This is a genomic window from Sphingobium sp. CR2-8, assembly GCF_035818615.1.
Lineage (GTDB): Bacteria > Pseudomonadota > Alphaproteobacteria > Sphingomonadales > Sphingomonadaceae > Sphingobium.
On the sequence record NZ_JAYKZY010000002.1, the window covers coordinates 3,215,791 to 3,233,989 of the forward strand.

The window sequence follows — 18,199 nt, forward strand, 5'->3', positions numbered from 1 at the left end:
CGGATCGCTAAGCTTTCCTTTACCATGCGCTGATAGCCCGGTCCTGTGGGAAAAGAAGCGCAATCCGAAACCGTCGCCGGCGCGGTGATGAAGGTCGCCAAATTGTCTGGCGACCTGGGCATCCGCACGCTCGACTTGCAGGCCGATATCAGCGAACTGGCCGACCGGGTAACGCACCAGGCGCGCACGATCGAGGCGATCAGCGGCGCGGCGGCGCAATTGTCGCGCGATGGCGACAGCATATCCATGGCGGGGCAGGCTGCGCGCGAGCAGGCCGTCGCCGCCCGCGCCATCATCGACGATTCGGGGCGGCAATTGTCGACCGCCAACCATAATTTCGTCGATCTGATCGAGCAGGTGAGCCGCATCCATGCGCGGCTCGACGGCTTCGGCGAAGCGCTCAAGACGGTCGCCCATGTCACCAGCGTCATCAGCGGCATCGCCAGCCAGACCAATCTCCTGGCCCTCAACGCCACGATCGAAGCCGCGCGGGCGGGCGATGCGGGACGCGGCTTTGCCGTGGTCGCGGCCGAGGTGAAGAAGCTGGCGCAGGAAACCGCCACCGCGACCAACACCATCGAACGGTCGATCGCCGCGCTGACCGGCGAGGCGGGCGGCATGCTGACCAGCATCACCCACGGCGCGCAGACCGCGCGCACCGCGCTTAACGACACCAAGAATATCGAGACGCTGGTCGAGCGGCTCGGCACGCTGATGCAGGGCCTGTCGAGCAACAGCGAGGCGATGGCGGGACGGATCACGTCGATGGTGGGATCGGCGAGCGAAATTCGCGGCGGGCTGGCGGCGCTGGCCAGCACCTCGACCGACAATGCCGACGGCTTGCAGCGGCTGTCCGGGCGCGTGTCCACCGCGAGCGACGACACCAACATGCTGCTGCAATATCTGGCCGAAAGCGGCATCGATATTCCCGATTCGCCCTATATCCGCTTCAGCCTGGACAGCGCGCGGGAGGTCGCCCGTGCGATCGAACGCGCGATCGATACGGGCGCCGTGACCGAGGCGGCGATCTTCAGCGATCATCACATACCGGTCGCGGGGACGAACCCGCCGCTCTTCACCCATCCCGTGCAGGCCGCGATGCTGCCCGCCGCCCGCGCCGCACAGGAAAAGGCGCGCGGCTTTCCCGGCCTGTTCGGCATGACCTTCACCGATCGGCACGCCTTCGGCGCAGTCGCCATGCCCGAACGCGCGCAACAGCAAAGGCCGGGCGACGAAGCCTGGAACCTGGAATATGCGCGCCAGGGCATGCTCTTCGACTTTCCCGACACGCGCGAACAGGCGAGGATCACCCAGCCTTTCTGCATCAAGGCCTATCGCCGCCTGACCGCGCAGGGCGAGGTGATCCTGCTGAAACAGGTGATCGCATCGATCCATGTGAAGGGGCGTCATTGGGGCATCTTGCAGATGGCGTATCAGGATCAGGGGTGACGCGGTTATGTCAGGTTCGTTAAACCAGAGCAGTCAGTCCCCCAGCCCCCCATAATCGCCATCCGCCTCTTGCCCCGTCTTCGCCTTGGGCTATGGCGCTACACGGCATCAACGCGGGAGCAGCCATGGGTCGCCTTGTCAGCATCGTCCGGGGCGCGGGGATCGCGCTGCTGTTCGCCGTCATCGCCCTGTGCCTGGCGATCACGATCGTGCCGCCCTTTCTGGACCGCCTTTATTATCAGGGACCGGTCAGCCGCCATTATGACGGCGCGCATTTCTTCAATCCGGACGGCGCGATCGAATCCCCCGCCCCGCCGGGTACGAGCCGACAGGGGTTCATCGCCCGCTGGCTGCTGGGCCATGACGACCGGCCGCCATGGCCGGAGGCGATAGCAGTCAAGCCCGCGCGTCCCGCCCCCTTCGCCGCGCCGCGCGGGATGGTGGCGACCTGGGTCGGCCATGCGACCGTGCTGGTGCAGGCGGCGGGCATCAACATCCTGACCGACCCGATCTGGTCCGACTATGCCAGCCCCCTGCCCCCGTTCGGCCCGAAGCGGATCGCGCAGCCGGGCGTGCGTTTCGAAGACCTGCCCAGGATCGACCTGATCGTGCTCAGCCACAATCATTACGATCATATGGACATCCCCACGCTGAAGAAGCTGTGGGCGCGCGACCGGCCGAAGATCGTCACCAGCCTGGGCAACGACGCGATTCTGAAAGCGAACGGGATAGAAACGACGGCGCTGGACTGGGGCCAGTCAGTCAGCGGCGCGGCGCTGAACGGGCTGGCGCCGCAAGCGGTGATCCAGTGCGGCAATTATGAACATTGTCCCGACTATCGCGTCCATGTGACGCGCAACCATCATTGGGGCAGCCGCTGGGGCACGGATCGCAACCGGGCGCTCTGGTCGAGTTTCCTGATCGAGACGCGGGCGGGCAATATCTTCTTTGCGGGCGACACCGGCGCAGGCGACATGGGATGGCCCTATGAAGCGCGACGTTTCGGTCCGATCCGGCTGGCGCTGATCCCGATCGGCGCGTTTCGTTTCTGGAAGGGGCAGATGCAGTCGGACGCGCATATCGGCCCGGCCCAGGCGGTGGAAGTCTTCAAGCGTCTGGGCGCGTCGACAGCCATCCCCATCCACTGGGGCACGTTCCGCCTGTCCTACGAACAGTGGGACACGCCGCCCAAGATGCTGGCGCTGGCCCTGCGCTGCGAAGGGATAGAGGGCAAGCGTTTCGCGCCGCTGCGGATCGGCCAGTCGCTGACCGTGCCGACGGTCCGTCCGGTGCCGATCGGCACCAGGCGGTGCGACGAACGTGCGATCCGGGCTTTGGAATAGTCCACAAGCGCTCCATTACTTATCCACAGCCTGTCCACAGGCTTTCCACGGGAGGGCGCATAGCCGCGCGCCGTCAGGACGCGGGTGGGCAGTCCCCGATGCGCTTGCCGGTGACGTCGTGGGTGGTGCGCAACACGGCTTTGCCCCCTTCCGTCTTCGTCATGGTGGTGCCCAAGGTGAGCGTGTCGGCGGTATAATTGCCCTCCACCACGATTTCGGACGTGCCCGCCCCCGCGGTGCAGGACAAGGTGGCGATCAACCGGCCCTTGCGGATCATCTTATCCTTGTAGCTGCAGGCCGTGCCTTCCTTCCCCGCCAATGCGTCGGCGGCGGGAACGCCCTGCGCGTTAGGCGTGATGCACAGCTTGTCCTCTCCGATCTGCTTGAGCGCCGCCTGATATTCGGCCGGGGTGACGGTGGGCGTGTTGAAGCCGGTGGTCTTGCGCGTGATCGCCCATTGCCCCGCCTGCATCAGCACCGGCCCTTCTTCCGCCTGTGGCGCGGGCGCTGGCTCCGTGCCGCAGGCGCTCAGGCCAAGGGCCAGACCGATCGGCAACGCCGTCAGCAGTTTCATTCGCATATCCTCATCCCCGTTCTCTGGTCGGAACTGAAGCCAAGGCTCTACCCACCACCGCCAAAGCGCAAGCGGAAACGGCGCCGGGGTCAGGATTGTCGGCGGAACGCCCGCGTCAACAGTGGCAGGGGCAATCACTTGCCCGCTACGCAGGCCTCCCCGATCCACTTGCCCTCAGACCGGGCGGTCATCGCCATGGTCGTGCCACTGGGGCCGCCCACCATCTTCATATCCATATCCATCGCGTAGGTTTCGGGCGCATAGGTGCCGGACAGGGTCGCGTTCATCGTGCCGCCTTGCGACTTGCACGATACCTGCCCCTTCACCGTGCCGCCCTTCGCCTTGAACCCGCCATAGGTGCAATTCTTGTTTTCCTGCCCGGCGAACATCTCGCCGCTCGGATTGGCGGCCTGCTGCGGCGTGACGCAATATTTGAGCGAGGACTGGCTCATCGCGCGCGTCATCTGGTCCTTCATGTTTGCTGGCGCGCCGGGCATGCCGGACAGGTCGATATCCTTGACCGTGAAGCGCCCTTCCCATTGGCCGGGCTTCAACTGCACCTTGTCGACCTGCGCCTTCACCTCCGCCTTGCTCATCGCGTCGGTGGCGGCGATGTCCACGGTCTTGTCGCCCGGCTTGTCGGTACAGGCGGCCAGGCCGATCGCCAGAACCGCAAGCGTCAAGACTGTCCGGCGCATGATCTTCCTCCCTGTTTCCGTGCTGTTGCGCCGATCATAGCAGCGCCGCGCGCGGGTTCAATGACGGGATGCGAAGAGCTATATGTTCTTTTTTTGTTCCCGGCGATATGCTACGCGTCTCCGTCAAACAACCCGCCGAAGCTGGTGAGCCAGATCCTCGACACGAACTGGCAGAGGGAGAGCAAGAATGGCTATGATTTCCATATCGACATCATTGCGCGCAATCGGCGGACATATGGCCAATTATCGCTGGCTGTCGCGCCCAAGCGATCGCGGTACAATCAGGCGCAGGCAGGCAAGCCCAACCGGCTTGGCGGCGACGATGGGGGTCATTTCATCGCTGCTCGCTTCAATGGTCCCAGCGACAGCTTCAACCATTTCGCCCAGAATTCCAACTTCAACCGGGGCAGCTATCGCGTCATGGAAGATTCCTGGGCCAAGGAATTACGCGCCGGGCATAAGGTGTTCGTGGACATCGAACCGCTTTATGAAGGAACGTCCAAACGGCCCTACCATCTTATCGTCACATGGTATGTCGACGATAGAAAGTTCTTCAAAGAATTCCCGAACGAAGCGAAAGGCGCCGCAGATGGCAAAAGATAAGTTCGACATTCTTGGGCCGCTTTACAACGAGATCGGCGTGGAATTGGTCGATATCGTCGGCGGCGATCCCGATGGCATTTTCCTCTATGTCGAAGTCGGTGACAGATGGATCAGCCCCAATGTCTTCAAGGATGAAGGCCATCAGATCCGGAATCTCGACGGCAGCAGGCTTCTTTCCGACCTTCTTTGGGAAGCTTGGTATGCCGAGTCGGACGAAGGCGGCATCAAGCGCTGGTCGATCTTGGAATATGAGATCAAGGACGGAAAGTTCGAGATCAACTACCGTTATCCGGACGAGGTCGATGTAGAAGTCATCGACGACGAACGCCGCCAGGCCGCCCTGCGTGCGCGTTTCGGCGACAAGCCGGTGGTCTATCCGCCGATGCCCAAGACCGCGTTCGAACTGAAGCCCTGATCCCGATTGCGCCTGCGTACAAAGACCCCATATTCACCCCATGTCGATTCAGATCCGCACCACGCTCGATGAACCGGAAACCGGCGCAGGCTTCGTGCCCCATCGCCCGGCCCGCCCCGAAAAGAGCGAGGGCGGGCGGCCGTTCACGCTGGTCAGCGAATATGAACCGTCGGGCGACCAGCGCACGGCCATCCCCGAACTGGTCGAACAGGCGCTGGCCGGGGAGCGGGATCAGGTGCTGCTGGGCGTTACCGGTTCGGGCAAGACCTTCACCATGGCCAAGGTGATCGAGGCGCTGCAACGGCCCGCGCTGATCCTGGCGCCCAACAAGATATTGGCGGCGCAGCTCTATGGCGAGTTCAAGAGCTTCTTCCCGGATAATGCGGTCGAATATTTCGTCAGCTATTACGACTATTACCAACCCGAAGCCTATGTCGCGCGGTCCGACACCTATATCGAGAAGGAAAGCTCGGTAAACGAGAGCATCGACCGGATGCGCCATTCGGCCACCCGCGCATTGCTGGAGCGGGACGACGTCATCATCGTGGCGTCGGTGTCCTGCCTGTACGGCATCGGGTCGGTCGAAACCTATTCGGCGATGACCTTCTCGATGAAGAAAGGCGGGATCGAGGACCAGCGCGAGATCATCCGCAAGCTGGTCGCACTCCAATATAAGCGCAACGATGCGGGCTTCGCGCGCGGCAATTTCCGCGTGAAGGGCGACAATCTGGAGATTTTTCCGTCGCACTATGAGGACACGGCCTGGCGCATCAGCTTCTTTGGCAACGAGATCGAGGATATCGTCGAGTTCGACCCGCTGACCGGCAAGAAGGTCGCGTCCCTCGACTATGTGAAGGTCTTTCCCAACAGCCACCATGTGACGCCCGGCCCGACGCTCAAGCAGGCGATGGAGGCGATCCGTTTCGAGATGACCGAGCGGTTGAAGGAACTGGAGGCGGAGGGCAAGCTGCTGGAGGCGCAGCGGCTGGAGCAGCGCACCAATTTCGATCTGGAGATGATCGCGGCTACGGGAAGCTGCGCGGGAATCGAGAATTACAGCCGCTTCCTGACCGGCCGCCTGCCGGGCGAACCGCCGCCGACCCTGTTCGAATATCTGCCCGAAAACGCCCTGCTGTTCGTGGACGAAAGCCACCAGACCGTGCCGCAGATCGGCGCGATGGCGCGCGGCGATCATCGGCGCAAGATTACGCTGGCCGAATATGGATTTCGCCTGCCCAGTTGCATCGACAACCGCCCGTTGCGCTTCAACGAATGGGACGCGATGCGGCCGCAGACGGTCAGCGTCTCGGCCACCCCCGGTCCGTGGGAGATGGAGCAGACCGGCGGCGTGTTCAGCGAACAGGTGATCCGCCCCACCGGCCTGATCGACCCGCCGGTCGAGATCAAGCCGGTCGAGGATCAGGTGGACGATCTGATCAACGAGTGTCGCAAGGTGGCGGCGCAGGGCTATCGCACGCTCGTCACCACGCTGACCAAGCGGATGGCCGAAGACCTGACCGAATTCATGCATGAGGCGGGGATCAAGGTCCGCTACATGCACTCGGACGTCGAGACGCTGGAGCGTATCGAACTGATCCGCGATCTGCGGCTGGGCGTCTATGACGTGCTGATCGGCATCAACCTGTTGCGCGAAGGGCTGGATATTCCCGAATGCGGGCTGGTGGCGATATTGGATGCGGACAAGGAAGGGTTCCTACGCTCCGAAACCTCGCTCATCCAGACGATCGGCCGCGCCGCGCGTAACGTGGACGGGCGGGTCATCCTCTATGCCGATCGCATCACCGGGTCGATGGAGCGGGCGCTCAACGAAACCGGGCGACGGCGCGAGAAGCAGGAGGCCTATAATCTGGAGCACGGCATCACGCCGACCACGATCAAGCGCAATATCGGCGACATCATTGCCCATGTGTCGAGCAAGGATCAGGTCACGGTCGATACCGGGCTGGACGACCGCCCGCACCTCGTCGGCCACAATCTGCGCGCTTATATCGAGGATCTGGAAAAGAAGATGCGCGCCGCAGCCGCCGACCTGGAGTTCGAGGAAGCCGGCCGCATTCGCGACGAGATCAGGAAGCTGGAAGCCGAAGAGTTGGGGCTACCCGCGCATGAGCAGGTCGCCGCGCCGCGCGGGCGGGCGACCGAGGGGAAGCCGGGGACGCGGAAACTGCGCTATGGGAAGGTGCAGAAGAAGTTCGGGCGGTAAATCCTGCGTCCCACGGCCAGAAGGAAAGACGGGCGGCCAGCCTTTACCCCTTATCGCAGGATAGCCGGATCCCAATGCTCATCCGCCTTGCCATCCACGAACCGCCACATATCGAACCAGGTGGTCGTATAGCTTTTGGCAGGATCGGCGGGATCCTTGATGTCCCGCACGAAGCTGACCGTCACATAGTCACCCTCCGCCTGGACGGCCACCACCTTGGTCTTCATTCTGGCGGGTATCGGGGTGGGCTTTGTCTTCATGACGTCGATGAAGAAATGCATCACCGCGTCGCGTCCCGACCCCGCATAGGGATTATGCTGGATATATCGTTCCGTCAGATAGAGCGGCGCCCGTTCCCAATGATGGGCCTCCAGCAGTTCCTTGACGATCTTGAGGGCGACCTGCTTGTTGCGGTTGAGCTTGGAATCGGGGCTGGTGAACAGGGATTCCGGGTCGGGGCTGGCGGTAACCGGCGCATTGAGCGGTTGCGCCGCTACCGGCAAACTCGACACACACGCCAGGACCAAGGCCAGACAGTAACGCGCAACGATCATACAGATTCCCCCTTGGCAACTCATCCCCTATACAGCGCATCCAGCCGATCCGCATAGCGTTTGCGGATGACGTGGCGGCGTATTTTCATCGAAGGCGTCATTTCCTCATTTTCGATGGTGAAGGCTTCGTCGGCCAGGATGAAGCGGCGCAAGCGTTCCAGCACCGACAGATCGTCATTGACCCGGTCCACCGCTGCGCGCAGCGCGGCCATATAGGCGGGATGGGCCGCAATGCCCTCGACCGCGACACCCTGCGCCGTTGCCCAATCGCGCGTCCATTCGGCGTCGGGGACGATGAGGCCGACCAGATAGGGGCGGCGGTCGCCATGGACCATCGCCTGGCCGATCTCGCTTTGCAGCGTCAGCATCCCCTCGACCTTTTGCGGGGAGACATTGTCGCCCTTGTCGTTGACGATCAGATCCTTCTTCCGGTCGGTGATGCGGATGCGGCCCTTCGCGTCGATCTCGCCGATGTCGCCGGTGTGGAGCCAGCCGTCTTTCAGCGCCTTTTCGGTTTCCGCCGGATTGCGCCAATAGCCGTGCATGACCAGTTCGCCGCGCACCAGGATTTCGCCATCCTCCGCGATCCGTACCTCCACCCCATCGAGCGGCGGGCCGACCGTGTCCATGGCGATGCCTGCGGCGGGGCGGTTGCAGCTGACCACCGGACCGGCCTCCGTCTGGCCATAGCCCTGGAGCAGGGTCAGGCCCATCGCATGGAAGAACAGGCCGACATCGGGGTTGAGCGGCGCGCCGCCCGATACCAGCGCCTTCATCCGGCCACCGAAGCGCGCGCGAATCTTGGGGATGAGCGTGCGGGACAGGAGCAGCTTCATCGGCCGGTCGAGGATCGATCCTTTGCCCGCCTGCTCCTTGGCCGCGATGCGCAGCGCCTGACCCAGCAGATAGGTCGGGAACTTGCCCTGTTTCTCGATCGACTTGATGATGCGGGTGCGCAGCACTTCGAACAGGCGGGGCACGACGACCATGATGGTCGGGCGCGCTTCCTCTATGTTGGACGCGAGCTTTTCCAGCCCTTCCGCATAATAGATCTGCCCACCCAGCAATATGGGGAGGAACTGGCCGCCGCTATGTTCATAGGCGTGGGAGAGCGGCAGGAAGGACAGGAAGACCTCGTCGCCCCAGCCGAAATCCTCCGCCACGACCTTGGCCGCGCCCTCCACATTGGCGAGGATCGCGCCATGATGCTGCATCACGCCGCGAGGCGCGCCGCCGGTGCCGCTGGTGTAGATGATGCAGGCCTGATCCTTGCGCGTCGCGGTCTGGCGGGCCGCAACGCCCTGCACGTCGGCGGCCGGATCGGTCGCATGTGCGGCGAGCAGTTCGCTCCACAAATGGCAGGTCGATGTCCCCTGCGCCCCGCGCAACGGCTCCATCCCGATGACGAAGCTGGCCTGCGATCGGACCACGGCGGGCATCAGCGCCTGAGCGAGCTTCGCTGTCGAGACGATGACGGCGCGCGCGCCGCTATCGGTCAGGATATGCTGATGATCGCGGGTGGTGTTGGTGGTGTAGGTGGGCACCGTGATGCACCCCGCCGCCATGATGGCGAGGTCCGCGATGCAAAATTCCGGGCGGTTTTCGCTGACCAGCATCACCGGGTCGCCGGGTTTCAGACCCTGCGCCCTGAGCGCGACGGCAAGCGCCGCGACCTGCCGCGCGACCTCCGCCCAGCTGAGGGGATGCCATTGGCCGTCGGCCTTGCGCCAGAGGAAAGGCGCATCGCCCTTTTCCTGTGCGCGGGCGAAGAACATGGTGACGAGGTTGGGAAATGTATCGATGGCCCTCAAGGCTCGACTCCTGCGGTTTCCGGCGCGTCTGGCGCGTGCCTGATCATGATGCATGGCTATAGCGTCGCGCTGCCGTAACGGCCAAGCGGTTTGACGCGTCTCGTCAGTCGAAAAGCCCGTCCTGACCGCCTGCGGGCGGATTGAGGCCCAGATGCTTCCAGCCCGGCCCGTTGAGGCAGCGCCCGCGCGCGGTACGGGCGATGAGGCCTAACTGGATCAGATAGGGTTCGACCACTTCCTCGATCGTATCGCGCGCTTCCGACAGGCCAGCCGCCAGCGTTTCGACACCCACCGGGCCGCCACGATAGATGTCGGCGATCATCATCAGATAACGGCGATCCATGAGGTCGAGGCCGAGATGATCGACCTCCAGCCGCATCAGCGCGGCGTCGGCGACTTTCCGGTCGACCGTGGGCGCTCCTGCGACATTGGCGAAGTCGCGCACCCGGCGCAGCAGCCGCCCGGCGATGCGGGGCGTGCCGCGCGAACGGCGGGCAATCTCGATCGCGCCGTCCGACGTGATGGCAAGGTCGAGCAGCCGCGCGGCGCGGCGCACCACCAGTTCCAGTTCGTCCACGGTATAGAATTGCAACCGCACCGGAATGCCGAAGCGGTCGCGCAGCGGCGTGGTGAGCAGCCCCTGCCGCGTGGTCGCCCCGACCAGGGTGAAGCGCGGAAGGTCGATGCGAACCGAGCGGGCGGATGGCCCCTCCCCGATCATCAGGTCGAGCGCGCGATCCTCCATCGCGGGATAGAGCACCTCTTCGACCGCCGGGTTGAGCCGGTGGATTTCATCCACGAACAGCACGTCGCCTTCGTCCAGATTGGTGAGCAAAGCGGCCAGGTCGCCCGACTTGGCGATGACCGGGCCGGAGGTGGCGCGGAAACCCACGCCCATTTCCTTCGCCACGATCTGCGCCAATGTGGTCTTGCCAAGGCCTGGCGGGCCGAAGAACAGCACATGGTCGAGCGCGTCGCCTCGCGACCGGGCCGCCTGGATGAAGATGCGCAGATTTTCGCGCGCCGCCTGCTGGCCGATAAATTCGTCGAGCGATTTGGGACGCAGCGCGGCGTCGACATCCTCTGGACGGCGCGCGGGGGTGATGAGGCGATCGTCGTCAGTCATGGCCGACCCCCGTCCCTCACGTCATGCTGAACGTGTTTCAGCATCCATCGTGCCGCGCGCGCGGATCGAGCGGAGGAAGGCCAAGGTTGACGGCCAGATCTACCCATTGCGGGTTTTCCGACTCGATCAGATTGATCTTCCATTGGCGATGCCAGCGTTTGAGTTGCTTTTCGCGCGGGATCGCTTGCTCCATCGTATCGCAGGGTTCGTAGCGGACAAGGCGATGGACGCTGTATCTGCGCGTAAAGCCGGGTATCGTATCCGTGCGATGCTGGATCAGTCGGCCCAGCAGGTTGGACGTCACACCGATGTAGAGCGTGCCATAGGGCTGGCTTGCGAGGATGTAGACGCAGGGTTCCTTCATCCGCACATCCCTTCCGTGCGAGCGGCCTGATGGATGCTGAAACAAGTTCAGCATGACAGAAATGCGCGTTACTCACTTCGACGCCTTCCGCAGCGCGAGCCGCACCAGCGCGTCGAGGCTGGCGCCTTCGCCCAAATCCTCTTCGGCCGCAGCGACGGCGACGCTGGCCTCATGCGGTTTGAAGCCGAGATTCTGGAGCGCGGACAGGGCATCGGCGGCGAAGCTGCCGACTGGCATCGCCACCACGCCGCCCACGCCGATCGGGCTGCCCACGGGGGCTGCGCCGATCTTGTCCTTCAGTTCGTTGACGATGCGCTGGGCCAGTTTCGGCCCCACCCCGTTCGCCCGCGCGATCATCGCCTTGTCCCCCATGGCGACGGCGCGATGCAGGTCATGCGGCTCCAGCGCGGACAGGATCGCCAGTGCGACGCGCGATCCGACGCCCTGCACATGGGTCAGCAGCCGATACCAGTCGCGTTCGTCGGCGCGGGCGAAGCCGACCAGCCGGATCGAATCGGCCGCCACCAGCATTTCGGTATGGATCGTCACCGCTTCGCCGACTGGCCCCAACGCGGCGAGCGTGCGCGACGACGCACCGACCAGATAGCCCACGCCGCCCACATCGATGATGGCATGGTCGATGCCGGTGCTGTCCAGCAGCCCTTTGAGTTTCGCGATCATCTGCCCCGTCTTTCGGCGTTGGCGCCTTTGGTCATGGTCTGTTCTTTACAGGCTCATACGCGGCGCGCCAGTCAAAAGCGCGGCACCTTTTCCCGGCCCAAGCGTAATGCAGCCACTTCCCCCTGCAAGGACGAGACTGAATGTTGATGACCGCGCCGATGCTTTCGCCAAAGGATTTCGAATTTCCCGCGATCATGCTGTCGGGCGTGGTCGATCATGGCATGTATCTGCATTTCAAAAACTGCCTGTCCACCGCGCCCCAGCAGGGGCTGGTCGTCGTGGAACTGGCGACATTGGGCGGCGACCCTGAAATCGCCCGCCTGATGGGCGAAGATATCCGGTTCCATTCGGAGCTTTATCCCGATCGTCGGCTGGTTTTCATGGGGCGCACGGCGGTCTATTCGGCGGGCGCGACCTTCATGAGTTTCTTCGCGACCGAGAATCGCTATCTGACGCGCGGCACGCGGTTGATGATCCATGAGCGCATCATTACCAAGAATATCCATCTGGCCGGGCCGCTATCAACCTGTATCGCCACGTTGAAGGCGACCTTGAACGAAATTGAATCGTCGATCGTGATCCAGAATGAGGGGTTCCAGAATCTGATCCTGGGATCGGACGTGACGATGGACGAACTGCTGCTTAAAGCGCCGGAAAACTGGTATCTGGAAGCCAATGAGGCGCAGGCGCGCGGATTGATCGCCGCAGTGCTGTAAGGACTTGAACAGCGGCGATTTTGCGCCTTTGATGCCGGTGATGCGCACTTCGCCCCTCTTCCCCTGGCGCTATGGCATGTTCCTGGCTTTGCTGGGGACCATCGCGCCGTTGGCGTTGCTGCTGCCATGGCATGAAGCGGTGATGGCGGGGTTCGACTTGGCCGCTCTGGCCTTCATGGCGTCGGTCGCGCCGCTGATCGACGCCGCGCCCGCCACGATGCGGCGCAACGCGCAGAAGAATGACGCCAATCGCGGACTGATGCTGCTGCTGACCGGGATCGTCAGCCTGGTGATCCTGATCGCGGTGGGCGTGGCGACCAGCCAGCATGGCGGACCAGACGGGCCGACGATCGCCCTGTTGCTCGCGACGTTGCTGATCGCCTGGCTCTTTTCCAACCTCGTCTATGCGCTGCATTATGCGCATATTTTTTATCTGTCGGATCAGGCGGGGAAGGACCGGGGCGGGCTGGATTTCCCGGACAGCGACGAGCCGGGCTATTGGGATTTTCTCTATTTCGCCTTCACGCTGGGCATGACGTTCCAGACGTCGGACGTGTCGGTGACGGCCACGGCGATGCGCCGGACCGTGCTGTTCCAATGCCTGGCCGCATTCCTGTTCAACCTCGGCATCCTGGCCTTCACCATCAATGTGCTGGGCGGCGGCTGAAGGGGTCAGCCATGCTCCCAGCCCAGGCTGTCAGGCAAGGGGATGGCCGCGCCGTCGATCATCAGCGTCAAGCCGCTTCCTTGCCCGACATGGCCGACCGGAATGGCGCGCACCGGGGGCGCGACACCGCGCGGCAGGGTGAAGAGCAGTTCATAATCGTCGCCCGCCCGCGCCGCCGCGATCTGCACCGCCGTGCTGGCGCCGCGCACCTTTTCCAACGCGGGGGATAGCGGGACATGGTCGATGGTGATGGCCACCCCGCTGGCCTGCGCCATACGGGCAGCGTCGATCAGCAGGCCATCGGACACGTCCATCATCGCGCTGGCGAGCGGCGCGATCAGTCCGCCTTCGGCCAGGCGCGGACGCGGGCGACGATAGGCGTCCACCAGTGGACCTGATGCAGACGGATCGACACGGGCGAGGCCCAGGCCGATACCCGCGTCCCCCACTGGGCCGGTGAGGTACAGGCGATCGCCCGGCCGCGCGCCGGTGCGCGTGGGAACTGCGCCGGTCGCTTCGCCGATGGCGGTGAGGCTGTAGCTGCGGGCCGATCCTGTCGGCATCTTCACCGTGTCACCGCCCAGCAGCGGCATGGCATGGCGGTCGAGCGCGTCGCCCAGCCCAGCGACAAAGGCTTCGTCCCAGCCATCGTCGCCCGACAGCGCATAGTTGAGCAGGCAGCCGATCGGCTTCGCCCCCTTGGCGGCAAGATCGGACAGGTTCACCGCCGCCAGTTTCCAGCCCACATCCTGCGGCGGATCGGTGGCCAGATAATGGACGCCCTCGACCATCGTGTCGCTGGTGAGGATGAGGCGGTTGTCGCCGACGGGCAGGATCGCCACGTCGTCGCTCAGGCCCTGCGCGGCGGGATCATTCGCCAGCAGGCGCAGCAGGGTGATGAAGCGGGATTCGGCGGACATGCGCCATCCTACCGTCCAGACCGGGCGAAGTCGAAGCCCATCATCGATCGGGGCGCGACGCCGTCGTTCCGCCCCGCGTGGATTCTACTTACGCACGTCCTTCGACACGCCGTCGAGCAGGCCGTTGACGAAACCGGCCTCGCGCTTGTCGTAGAAAGCGTGGGCGACATCGACATATTCGCTGATGACCGTGCCGGTGCCGACATCGGCGCGGGCGAGCAGTTCGTACGTCCCCGCGCGCAATATCTGGCGCATCGGCTTGTCGAGGCGATCGAGGGTCCAGCCGCTCGACAGGCGGGCGGCGATCAGGCCGTCAATCTCGTCGCGACGACGATCCACGCCGGTCACGACATCGTCGAAAAAGGGTTCCTCCGCCGGTGCGTAGGTCACGTCCTCGATCGTCGCGCCCAGGCGATGCTGGTGAAATTCATGGAGCAGGACATGGACGGGCGTACCCTCCATTTCGAGCTGGTAGAGCGCCTGGACCGCGGCAAGGCGCGCGGCGGAGCGGGATTTGGAGCGGTCGTTCATTATATGTCCCTACTCCGTTCAGTTCGAGCTTGTCGAGAACCGGTTCTCGACAAGCTCGAACTGAACGGGATGTTTATGGCAAGCGCAGCGCCACCGAGGCGGCATGCGCTGGCAACCCTTCCGCCCGCGCCAGTGCGACGGCGGCGGGGCCGATCGCGCCGATCGCGGCGGCGTCGAGGCTGAGGAAGCTGGTGCGCTTCATGAAGTCGAGTACCGAAAGGCCCGACGAGAAGCGCGCGCGACGGCCGGTGGGCAGCACGTGATTCGGCCCGGCGACATAATCACCGACGGCTTCCGGCGTCATGCGGCCGAGGAACACCGACCCGGCGTGGCGGACCTGCGCGAAGAGCGGTTCGGGATCGTTCACGGCCAGTTCCAGATGTTCGGGCGCAAGCGCGTTCACCAGCGGCATGGCTTCATCCAGGTCGCGGACCAGGATGATCGCGCCATTGGCGTCCCAGCTGGTGCGCGCCACGGCGCTGGTCGACAGCGTCGGGATCTGGCGTTCCACGGCGGCGGCCACCGCGTCGGCAAAGGCTGCGTCGTCCGTGAAGAGGATCGACTGGCTGGTCGGGTCATGTTCCGACTGGCTGAGCAGGTCGGCGGCGGTCCATTCGGGATCATTCTGCCCGTCCGCGACGACGACGATCTCGGACGGTCCGGCGACCATGTCGATGCCGACCACGCCGTAGAGCTGGCGCTTGGCTTCGGCGACCCAGGCATTGCCGGGGCCGGTGACGACGTCCACCGGCCTGATGCGGTCGGTGCCATAGGCGAGCGCGGCGACGGCCTGCGCGCCGCCTACCCGCCAGATTTCTTCGATCCCCGCAATCTGCGCGGCGGCTAGGACGAGCGGATTGATCTCGCCGCCCGGCGTCGGCGTCACCATGGCGATGCGGCGGACACCCGCGACCTTGGCCGGGATCACGTTCATCAGCAGCGAGCTGGGATAGGCGGCGCGCCCACCGGGCACATAGAGACCCGCTGCGTCCACCGCGCTCCAGCGTGCGCCCAGGCGGACACCGGCCGCATCCACGCCGTCGCTGTCCACCGGCTTCTGCTTTTCATGATAGGTGGTGATGCGCGCGGCGGCGAGTTCGAGCGCGTCGCGCAATGTGGTGGAAATGCCGTTGAGCGCCGCGCGGGTTTCCGCAGGCGTTACCGCCCAGCCGCTGACGTCCAAGTCATGCCGGTCGAAGCGCTGGGTGTAGTCGGCGAGCGCCACATCGCCGCCTGCGCGCACCGCTTTCAGGATCGCGGTGACATCGCGCGACACATCCTCATCCGCTTCGCGGCGCGCATCGACCAGGGCGGTGAAGGCGGACGCGAAATCGGCGTCGCGGCTGTCGAGCCTAAGCGGCATTCTTCACCCCCACGGCGGCGCGGAACGCCTCCACCAGTGGCGACAGGTCGGCCGAGCGCATCTTGTAGGCGGCGCGGTTGACGATCAGGCGGGCGGAAATCGGCATGATGATGTCGGTTTCGACAAGCCCGTTGGCCTTGAGCGTCGCGCCAGAGGACACGAGATCGACGATGCGGCGCGACAGGCCGAGCGAAGGCGCCAGTTCCATCGCGCCATTGAGCTTCACGCATTCGGCCTGCAACCCCTTCGCTTCATAATAGCGGCGGGTGATGTGCGGATATTTGGTGGCGACGCGGACATGGCTCATCGCGGCCTGATCCTCGTCGGCGGCGTCGACCGGCTCGGCGACCGACAGGCGGCAATGGCCGATGTCGAGGTCCACGGGCGCATAAAGTTCGGAATAGCTGAACTCCTCGACCACGTCGGAGCCGACGATGCCGATCTGCGCCGCGCCATGGGCGACGAAGGTCGCGACGTCGAAGGCGCGCACCCGGATGATCGAGACATCGGGCCGGTTGGTGGCGAAGCGCAGCGCGCGGCTCTTCTTGTCGTGAAATTCCGCCTCCGGTTCGATACCGGCTTTGGCGAGCAGGGGCAGCGCTTCATCGAGGATGCGGCCCTTGGGGATGGCGAAGGTGAGCGGGCGAGTCATGACGCGCGGGCCTTACTTGGCGAGGCGCGAAAGGGCAAGGTTGTGGCACTACTTGCTCCCCTCCCTCTCAGGGAAGGGCTGGGGGTGGGTGCGCTGCCGAAGGCGGCGCTGCGCCCTATCGAGATATTGCAAGGCCCGCTTCGCTCGCCACCCACCCCTGCCCCCTCCCTGAGAGGGAGGGGAATATTAGGGATCAAGCCGCTTCCGCCATCGCCGCTTGCGTGCTGGCGATCCAGCCGCCGCCCAGGATGCGCTCGCCTGCATACAACACCGCCGCCTGCCCCGGCGCGACGCCATATTCCGGCGCGTCGAACAGCAGACGGTCGCCTTCCAGTCGGGCGGGCACCGGCTTGGCCATCGACCGCACCTTGGCCGTCAACGGCCCGGTAAAGTCGCCGCCCAGCCAGTTGATGTCGCTCAGCACCGCCCCCGACACCGCGAGCGCCGCTTTCGGTCCCACGATCACGCGCTTGCCCGCCGCGTCCAGACGCACGACATAGAGCGGATCGGGCTGGCCGCCGATATCCAGCCCCTTGCGCTGGCCCACGGTGAAATGGATCATCCCCTTGTGCCGACCCAGCACGCGGCCATCGATATGGACGATGTCGCCGCCCTCGTCCGCGTCGGGACGCAGCTTGCGCACGATCTTCGCATAATCGCCATCGGGAACGAAGCAGATGTCCTGGCTGTCGGGCTTGAGCGCGACCGAGAGGCCGAGTTCCGCCGCGATCTCGCGCACCTGCGGCTTGGGCAGGCCACCTAAAGGGAAACGCAGATAGTCGAGTTGCGCCTGTGTGGTAGCAAAGAGGAAATAGCTCTGGTCGCGCGCCGGATCGGCGGCGCGGTGCAGTTCCGCGCCATTCGGCCCCTCGACCCGCTGCACATAATGGCCGGTGGCGAGGCAATCGGCGCCGAGGTCGCGCGCGATCTGGAACAGGTCGGTGAACTTCACGCCCATATTGCACTTCACGCACGGGATGGGGGTGCGCCCGGCCATATATTCATCGGCGAAGTCGGCGATCACCGATTCGCGAAAGGCGGTTTCATAATCGAAGACATAATGGGCGATGCCGATGCGGTCGGCGACCGCGCGTGCATCGCGAATATCCTGGCCCGCGCAGCAGCTGCCGGTGCGGCCCACCGCTGCGCCATGATCGTAAAGCTGGAGCGTGACGCCGATGACCTCGGCGCCGGTTTTGGCCGCGAGCGCCGCGACCACGCTGGAATCCACGCCGCCGGACATGGCGACGACGATGCGCCGCGCGTCAAGCGGCTGCGGAAGCTGAAACTGAGGCTGCATGGCGCGCATATAGTGCAGCCGGGGCGGTGGCGCAAAAGTTAACGAAAGGTAGCGCCCTTTTGACCGAAATCGGGACGGATCGACGCGAAAGGGGGGTCGGACGAGTCACGAAAGCCGACCCGAGTTTACCGACCCTTATCCATTCGCCCTTACACAGAGGGTCATGGATCTGAGTTTCCTTCGGGGTGGCGGGCTGAAGCCGGGCACC

At 64.5% G+C, this 18,199-nt stretch carries 19 protein-coding genes; 7 read left to right on the forward strand and 12 right to left on the reverse strand.

Translation table 11 applies throughout. From position 1 onward, the window contains the following. The first annotated feature begins 87 nt into the window (after positions 1–87). Together U5A82_RS19765 and U5A82_RS19770 are read left to right on the forward strand one after the other, a co-directional pair. Positions 88–1,449 carry a methyl-accepting chemotaxis protein gene (locus U5A82_RS19765; RefSeq protein ID WP_326293003.1) on the forward strand — a complete coding sequence of 454 codons (1,362 nt, stop codon included), beginning with the start codon at positions 88–90 and terminating at the stop codon, positions 1,447–1,449. Between the two features lie 125 nt (positions 1,450–1,574). Further along, positions 1,575–2,792 (forward strand): MBL fold metallo-hydrolase, encoded by a 1,218-nt coding sequence (locus tag U5A82_RS19770; RefSeq protein WP_326292563.1) that lies wholly within the window; start codon positions 1,575–1,577, stop codon positions 2,790–2,792. Positions 2,793–2,865: 73 nt separating this feature from the next. Here the strand turns inward: U5A82_RS19770 and U5A82_RS19775 are convergent, their stop codons facing one another. Further along, a complete protein-coding gene (locus U5A82_RS19775) occupies positions 2,866–3,372 on the reverse strand; it encodes a DUF3617 domain-containing protein (protein WP_326292564.1) in 507 nt (168 codons plus the stop codon). Between the two features lie 128 nt (positions 3,373–3,500). Next, complete coding sequence (locus U5A82_RS19780) at positions 3,501–4,064, reverse strand: DUF3617 domain-containing protein (protein ID WP_326292565.1); 564 nt, start codon at positions 4,062–4,064, stop codon at positions 3,501–3,503. A 144-nt stretch (positions 4,065–4,208) separates the two neighbouring features. Between U5A82_RS19780 and U5A82_RS19785 the strand changes: the two genes are divergently transcribed. The 3 genes from U5A82_RS19785 to uvrB are packed head-to-tail and all read left to right on the forward strand — an operon-like array spanning position 4,209 to position 7,306. Beyond that, positions 4,209–4,667, forward strand: coding sequence for a DNA/RNA non-specific endonuclease (locus tag U5A82_RS19785; protein WP_326292566.1), 459 nt, complete (start codon positions 4,209–4,211; stop codon positions 4,665–4,667). Continuing rightward, positions 4,654–5,082, forward strand: a complete 429-nt coding sequence (locus tag U5A82_RS19790) for a hypothetical protein (RefSeq protein WP_326293004.1) — start codon at positions 4,654–4,656, stop codon at positions 5,080–5,082. The genes U5A82_RS19785 and U5A82_RS19790 overlap by 14 nt, the downstream gene beginning before the upstream one ends. Positions 5,083–5,122: 40 nt before the next feature. Beyond that, positions 5,123–7,306 (forward strand): excinuclease ABC subunit UvrB, encoded by a 2,184-nt coding sequence (gene uvrB, locus U5A82_RS19795; RefSeq protein WP_326292567.1) that lies wholly within the window; start codon positions 5,123–5,125, stop codon positions 7,304–7,306. Positions 7,307–7,356: 50 nt separating this feature from the next. Here the strand turns inward: uvrB and U5A82_RS19800 are convergent, their stop codons facing one another. The 5 genes from U5A82_RS19800 to ruvA form a co-directional block, all read right to left on the reverse strand. Continuing rightward, a complete protein-coding gene (locus U5A82_RS19800; RefSeq protein ID WP_326292568.1) occupies positions 7,357–7,860 on the reverse strand; it encodes a nuclear transport factor 2 family protein in 504 nt (167 codons plus the stop codon). 20 nt (positions 7,861–7,880) lie between these two features. Then, a complete protein-coding gene (locus tag U5A82_RS19805) occupies positions 7,881–9,635 on the reverse strand; it encodes an AMP-dependent synthetase/ligase (protein ID WP_326293005.1) in 1,755 nt (584 codons plus the stop codon). A 139-nt stretch (positions 9,636–9,774) separates the two neighbouring features. Next, positions 9,775–10,797, reverse strand: a complete 1,023-nt coding sequence (ruvB, locus tag U5A82_RS19810) for a Holliday junction branch migration DNA helicase RuvB (protein WP_326292570.1) — start codon at positions 10,795–10,797, stop codon at positions 9,775–9,777. A 37-nt stretch (positions 10,798–10,834) separates the two neighbouring features. Beyond that, positions 10,835–11,161, reverse strand: coding sequence for a GIY-YIG nuclease family protein (locus tag U5A82_RS19815; protein ID WP_326292572.1), 327 nt, complete (start codon positions 11,159–11,161; stop codon positions 10,835–10,837). Positions 11,162–11,233: 72 nt separating this feature from the next. After that, the gene (ruvA, locus tag U5A82_RS19820) at positions 11,234–11,842 is read right to left on the reverse strand and encodes a Holliday junction branch migration protein RuvA (protein WP_326292573.1); all 609 of its coding nucleotides are present in this window, start codon (positions 11,840–11,842) and stop codon (positions 11,234–11,236) included. A 140-nt stretch (positions 11,843–11,982) separates the two neighbouring features. On the opposite strand from ruvA, the gene U5A82_RS19825 reads away from it, so the two are divergent. Continuing rightward, positions 11,983–12,558: a peptidase S14 gene (locus tag U5A82_RS19825; RefSeq protein WP_326292574.1), complete on the forward strand. Its 576-nt coding sequence runs from the start codon at positions 11,983–11,985 to the stop codon at positions 12,556–12,558. A gap of 40 nt (positions 12,559–12,598) precedes the next feature. After that, a complete protein-coding gene (locus U5A82_RS19830) occupies positions 12,599–13,225 on the forward strand; it encodes a DUF1345 domain-containing protein (RefSeq protein WP_326292575.1) in 627 nt (208 codons plus the stop codon). Positions 13,226–13,230: 5 nt separating this feature from the next. Here the strand turns inward: U5A82_RS19830 and thiL are convergent, their stop codons facing one another. The 5 genes from thiL to mnmA all read right to left on the reverse strand — a co-directional run bounded on the left by thiL (position 13,231) and on the right by mnmA (position 17,991). Then, on the reverse strand, positions 13,231–14,145 hold the full coding sequence (gene thiL, locus U5A82_RS19835) for a thiamine-phosphate kinase (protein WP_326292576.1): 915 nt from the start codon (positions 14,143–14,145) through the stop codon (positions 13,231–13,233). An 84-nt stretch (positions 14,146–14,229) separates the two neighbouring features. Next, positions 14,230–14,676 (reverse strand): transcription antitermination factor NusB, encoded by a 447-nt coding sequence (nusB, locus tag U5A82_RS19840; RefSeq protein WP_326292577.1) that lies wholly within the window; start codon positions 14,674–14,676, stop codon positions 14,230–14,232. 73 nt (positions 14,677–14,749) lie between these two features. Then, positions 14,750–16,039, reverse strand: a complete 1,290-nt coding sequence (gene hisD / locus U5A82_RS19845) for a histidinol dehydrogenase (protein WP_326292578.1) — start codon at positions 16,037–16,039, stop codon at positions 14,750–14,752. Next, positions 16,029–16,691: an ATP phosphoribosyltransferase gene (gene hisG / locus U5A82_RS19850; RefSeq protein WP_326292579.1), complete on the reverse strand. Its 663-nt coding sequence runs from the start codon at positions 16,689–16,691 to the stop codon at positions 16,029–16,031. Before hisG ends, hisD begins: the two co-directional genes overlap by 11 nt. A 193-nt stretch (positions 16,692–16,884) precedes the next feature. Further along, on the reverse strand, positions 16,885–17,991 hold the full coding sequence (gene mnmA / locus U5A82_RS19855) for a tRNA 2-thiouridine(34) synthase MnmA (RefSeq protein WP_326293006.1): 1,107 nt from the start codon (positions 17,989–17,991) through the stop codon (positions 16,885–16,887). Positions 17,992–18,199 lie beyond the last annotated feature (208 nt).

What these genes read in the sequence shown, in the direction of transcription:
- U5A82_RS19765 (WP_326293003.1), top strand. Translation starts at nt 88, where the DNA reads ATGAAGGTCGCCAAATTGTCTGGCGACCTGGGCATCCGCACGCTCGAC.
- U5A82_RS19770 (WP_326292563.1), top strand. Translation starts at nt 1,575, where the DNA reads ATGGGTCGCCTTGTCAGCATCGTCCGGGGCGCGGGGATCGCGCTGCTG.
- U5A82_RS19775 (WP_326292564.1), bottom strand. Translation starts at nt 3,372, where the DNA reads ATGCGAATGAAACTGCTGACGGCGTTGCCGATCGGTCTGGCCCTTGGC.
- U5A82_RS19780 (WP_326292565.1), bottom strand. Translation starts at nt 4,064, where the DNA reads ATGCGCCGGACAGTCTTGACGCTTGCGGTTCTGGCGATCGGCCTGGCC.
- U5A82_RS19790 (WP_326293004.1), top strand. Translation starts at nt 4,654, where the DNA reads ATGGCAAAAGATAAGTTCGACATTCTTGGGCCGCTTTACAACGAGATC.
- uvrB (WP_326292567.1), top strand. Translation starts at nt 5,123, where the DNA reads ATGTCGATTCAGATCCGCACCACGCTCGATGAACCGGAAACCGGCGCA.
- U5A82_RS19800 (WP_326292568.1), bottom strand. Translation starts at nt 7,860, where the DNA reads ATGATCGTTGCGCGTTACTGTCTGGCCTTGGTCCTGGCGTGTGTGTCG.
- U5A82_RS19805 (WP_326293005.1), bottom strand. Translation starts at nt 9,635, where the DNA reads ATGTTCTTCGCCCGCGCACAGGAAAAGGGCGATGCGCCTTTCCTCTGG.
- ruvB (WP_326292570.1), bottom strand. Translation starts at nt 10,797, where the DNA reads ATGACTGACGACGATCGCCTCATCACCCCCGCGCGCCGTCCAGAGGAT.
- U5A82_RS19815 (WP_326292572.1), bottom strand. Translation starts at nt 11,161, where the DNA reads ATGAAGGAACCCTGCGTCTACATCCTCGCAAGCCAGCCCTATGGCACG.
- ruvA (WP_326292573.1), bottom strand. Translation starts at nt 11,842, where the DNA reads ATGATCGCGAAACTCAAAGGGCTGCTGGACAGCACCGGCATCGACCAT.
- U5A82_RS19825 (WP_326292574.1), top strand. Translation starts at nt 11,983, where the DNA reads ATGTTGATGACCGCGCCGATGCTTTCGCCAAAGGATTTCGAATTTCCC.
- U5A82_RS19830 (WP_326292575.1), top strand. Translation starts at nt 12,599, where the DNA reads ATGCGCACTTCGCCCCTCTTCCCCTGGCGCTATGGCATGTTCCTGGCT.
- thiL (WP_326292576.1), bottom strand. Translation starts at nt 14,145, where the DNA reads ATGTCCGCCGAATCCCGCTTCATCACCCTGCTGCGCCTGCTGGCGAAT.
- nusB (WP_326292577.1), bottom strand. Translation starts at nt 14,676, where the DNA reads ATGAACGACCGCTCCAAATCCCGCTCCGCCGCGCGCCTTGCCGCGGTC.
- hisD (WP_326292578.1), bottom strand. Translation starts at nt 16,039, where the DNA reads ATGCCGCTTAGGCTCGACAGCCGCGACGCCGATTTCGCGTCCGCCTTC.
- hisG (WP_326292579.1), bottom strand. Translation starts at nt 16,691, where the DNA reads ATGACTCGCCCGCTCACCTTCGCCATCCCCAAGGGCCGCATCCTCGAT.
- mnmA (WP_326293006.1), bottom strand. Translation starts at nt 17,991, where the DNA reads ATGCAGCCTCAGTTTCAGCTTCCGCAGCCGCTTGACGCGCGGCGCATC.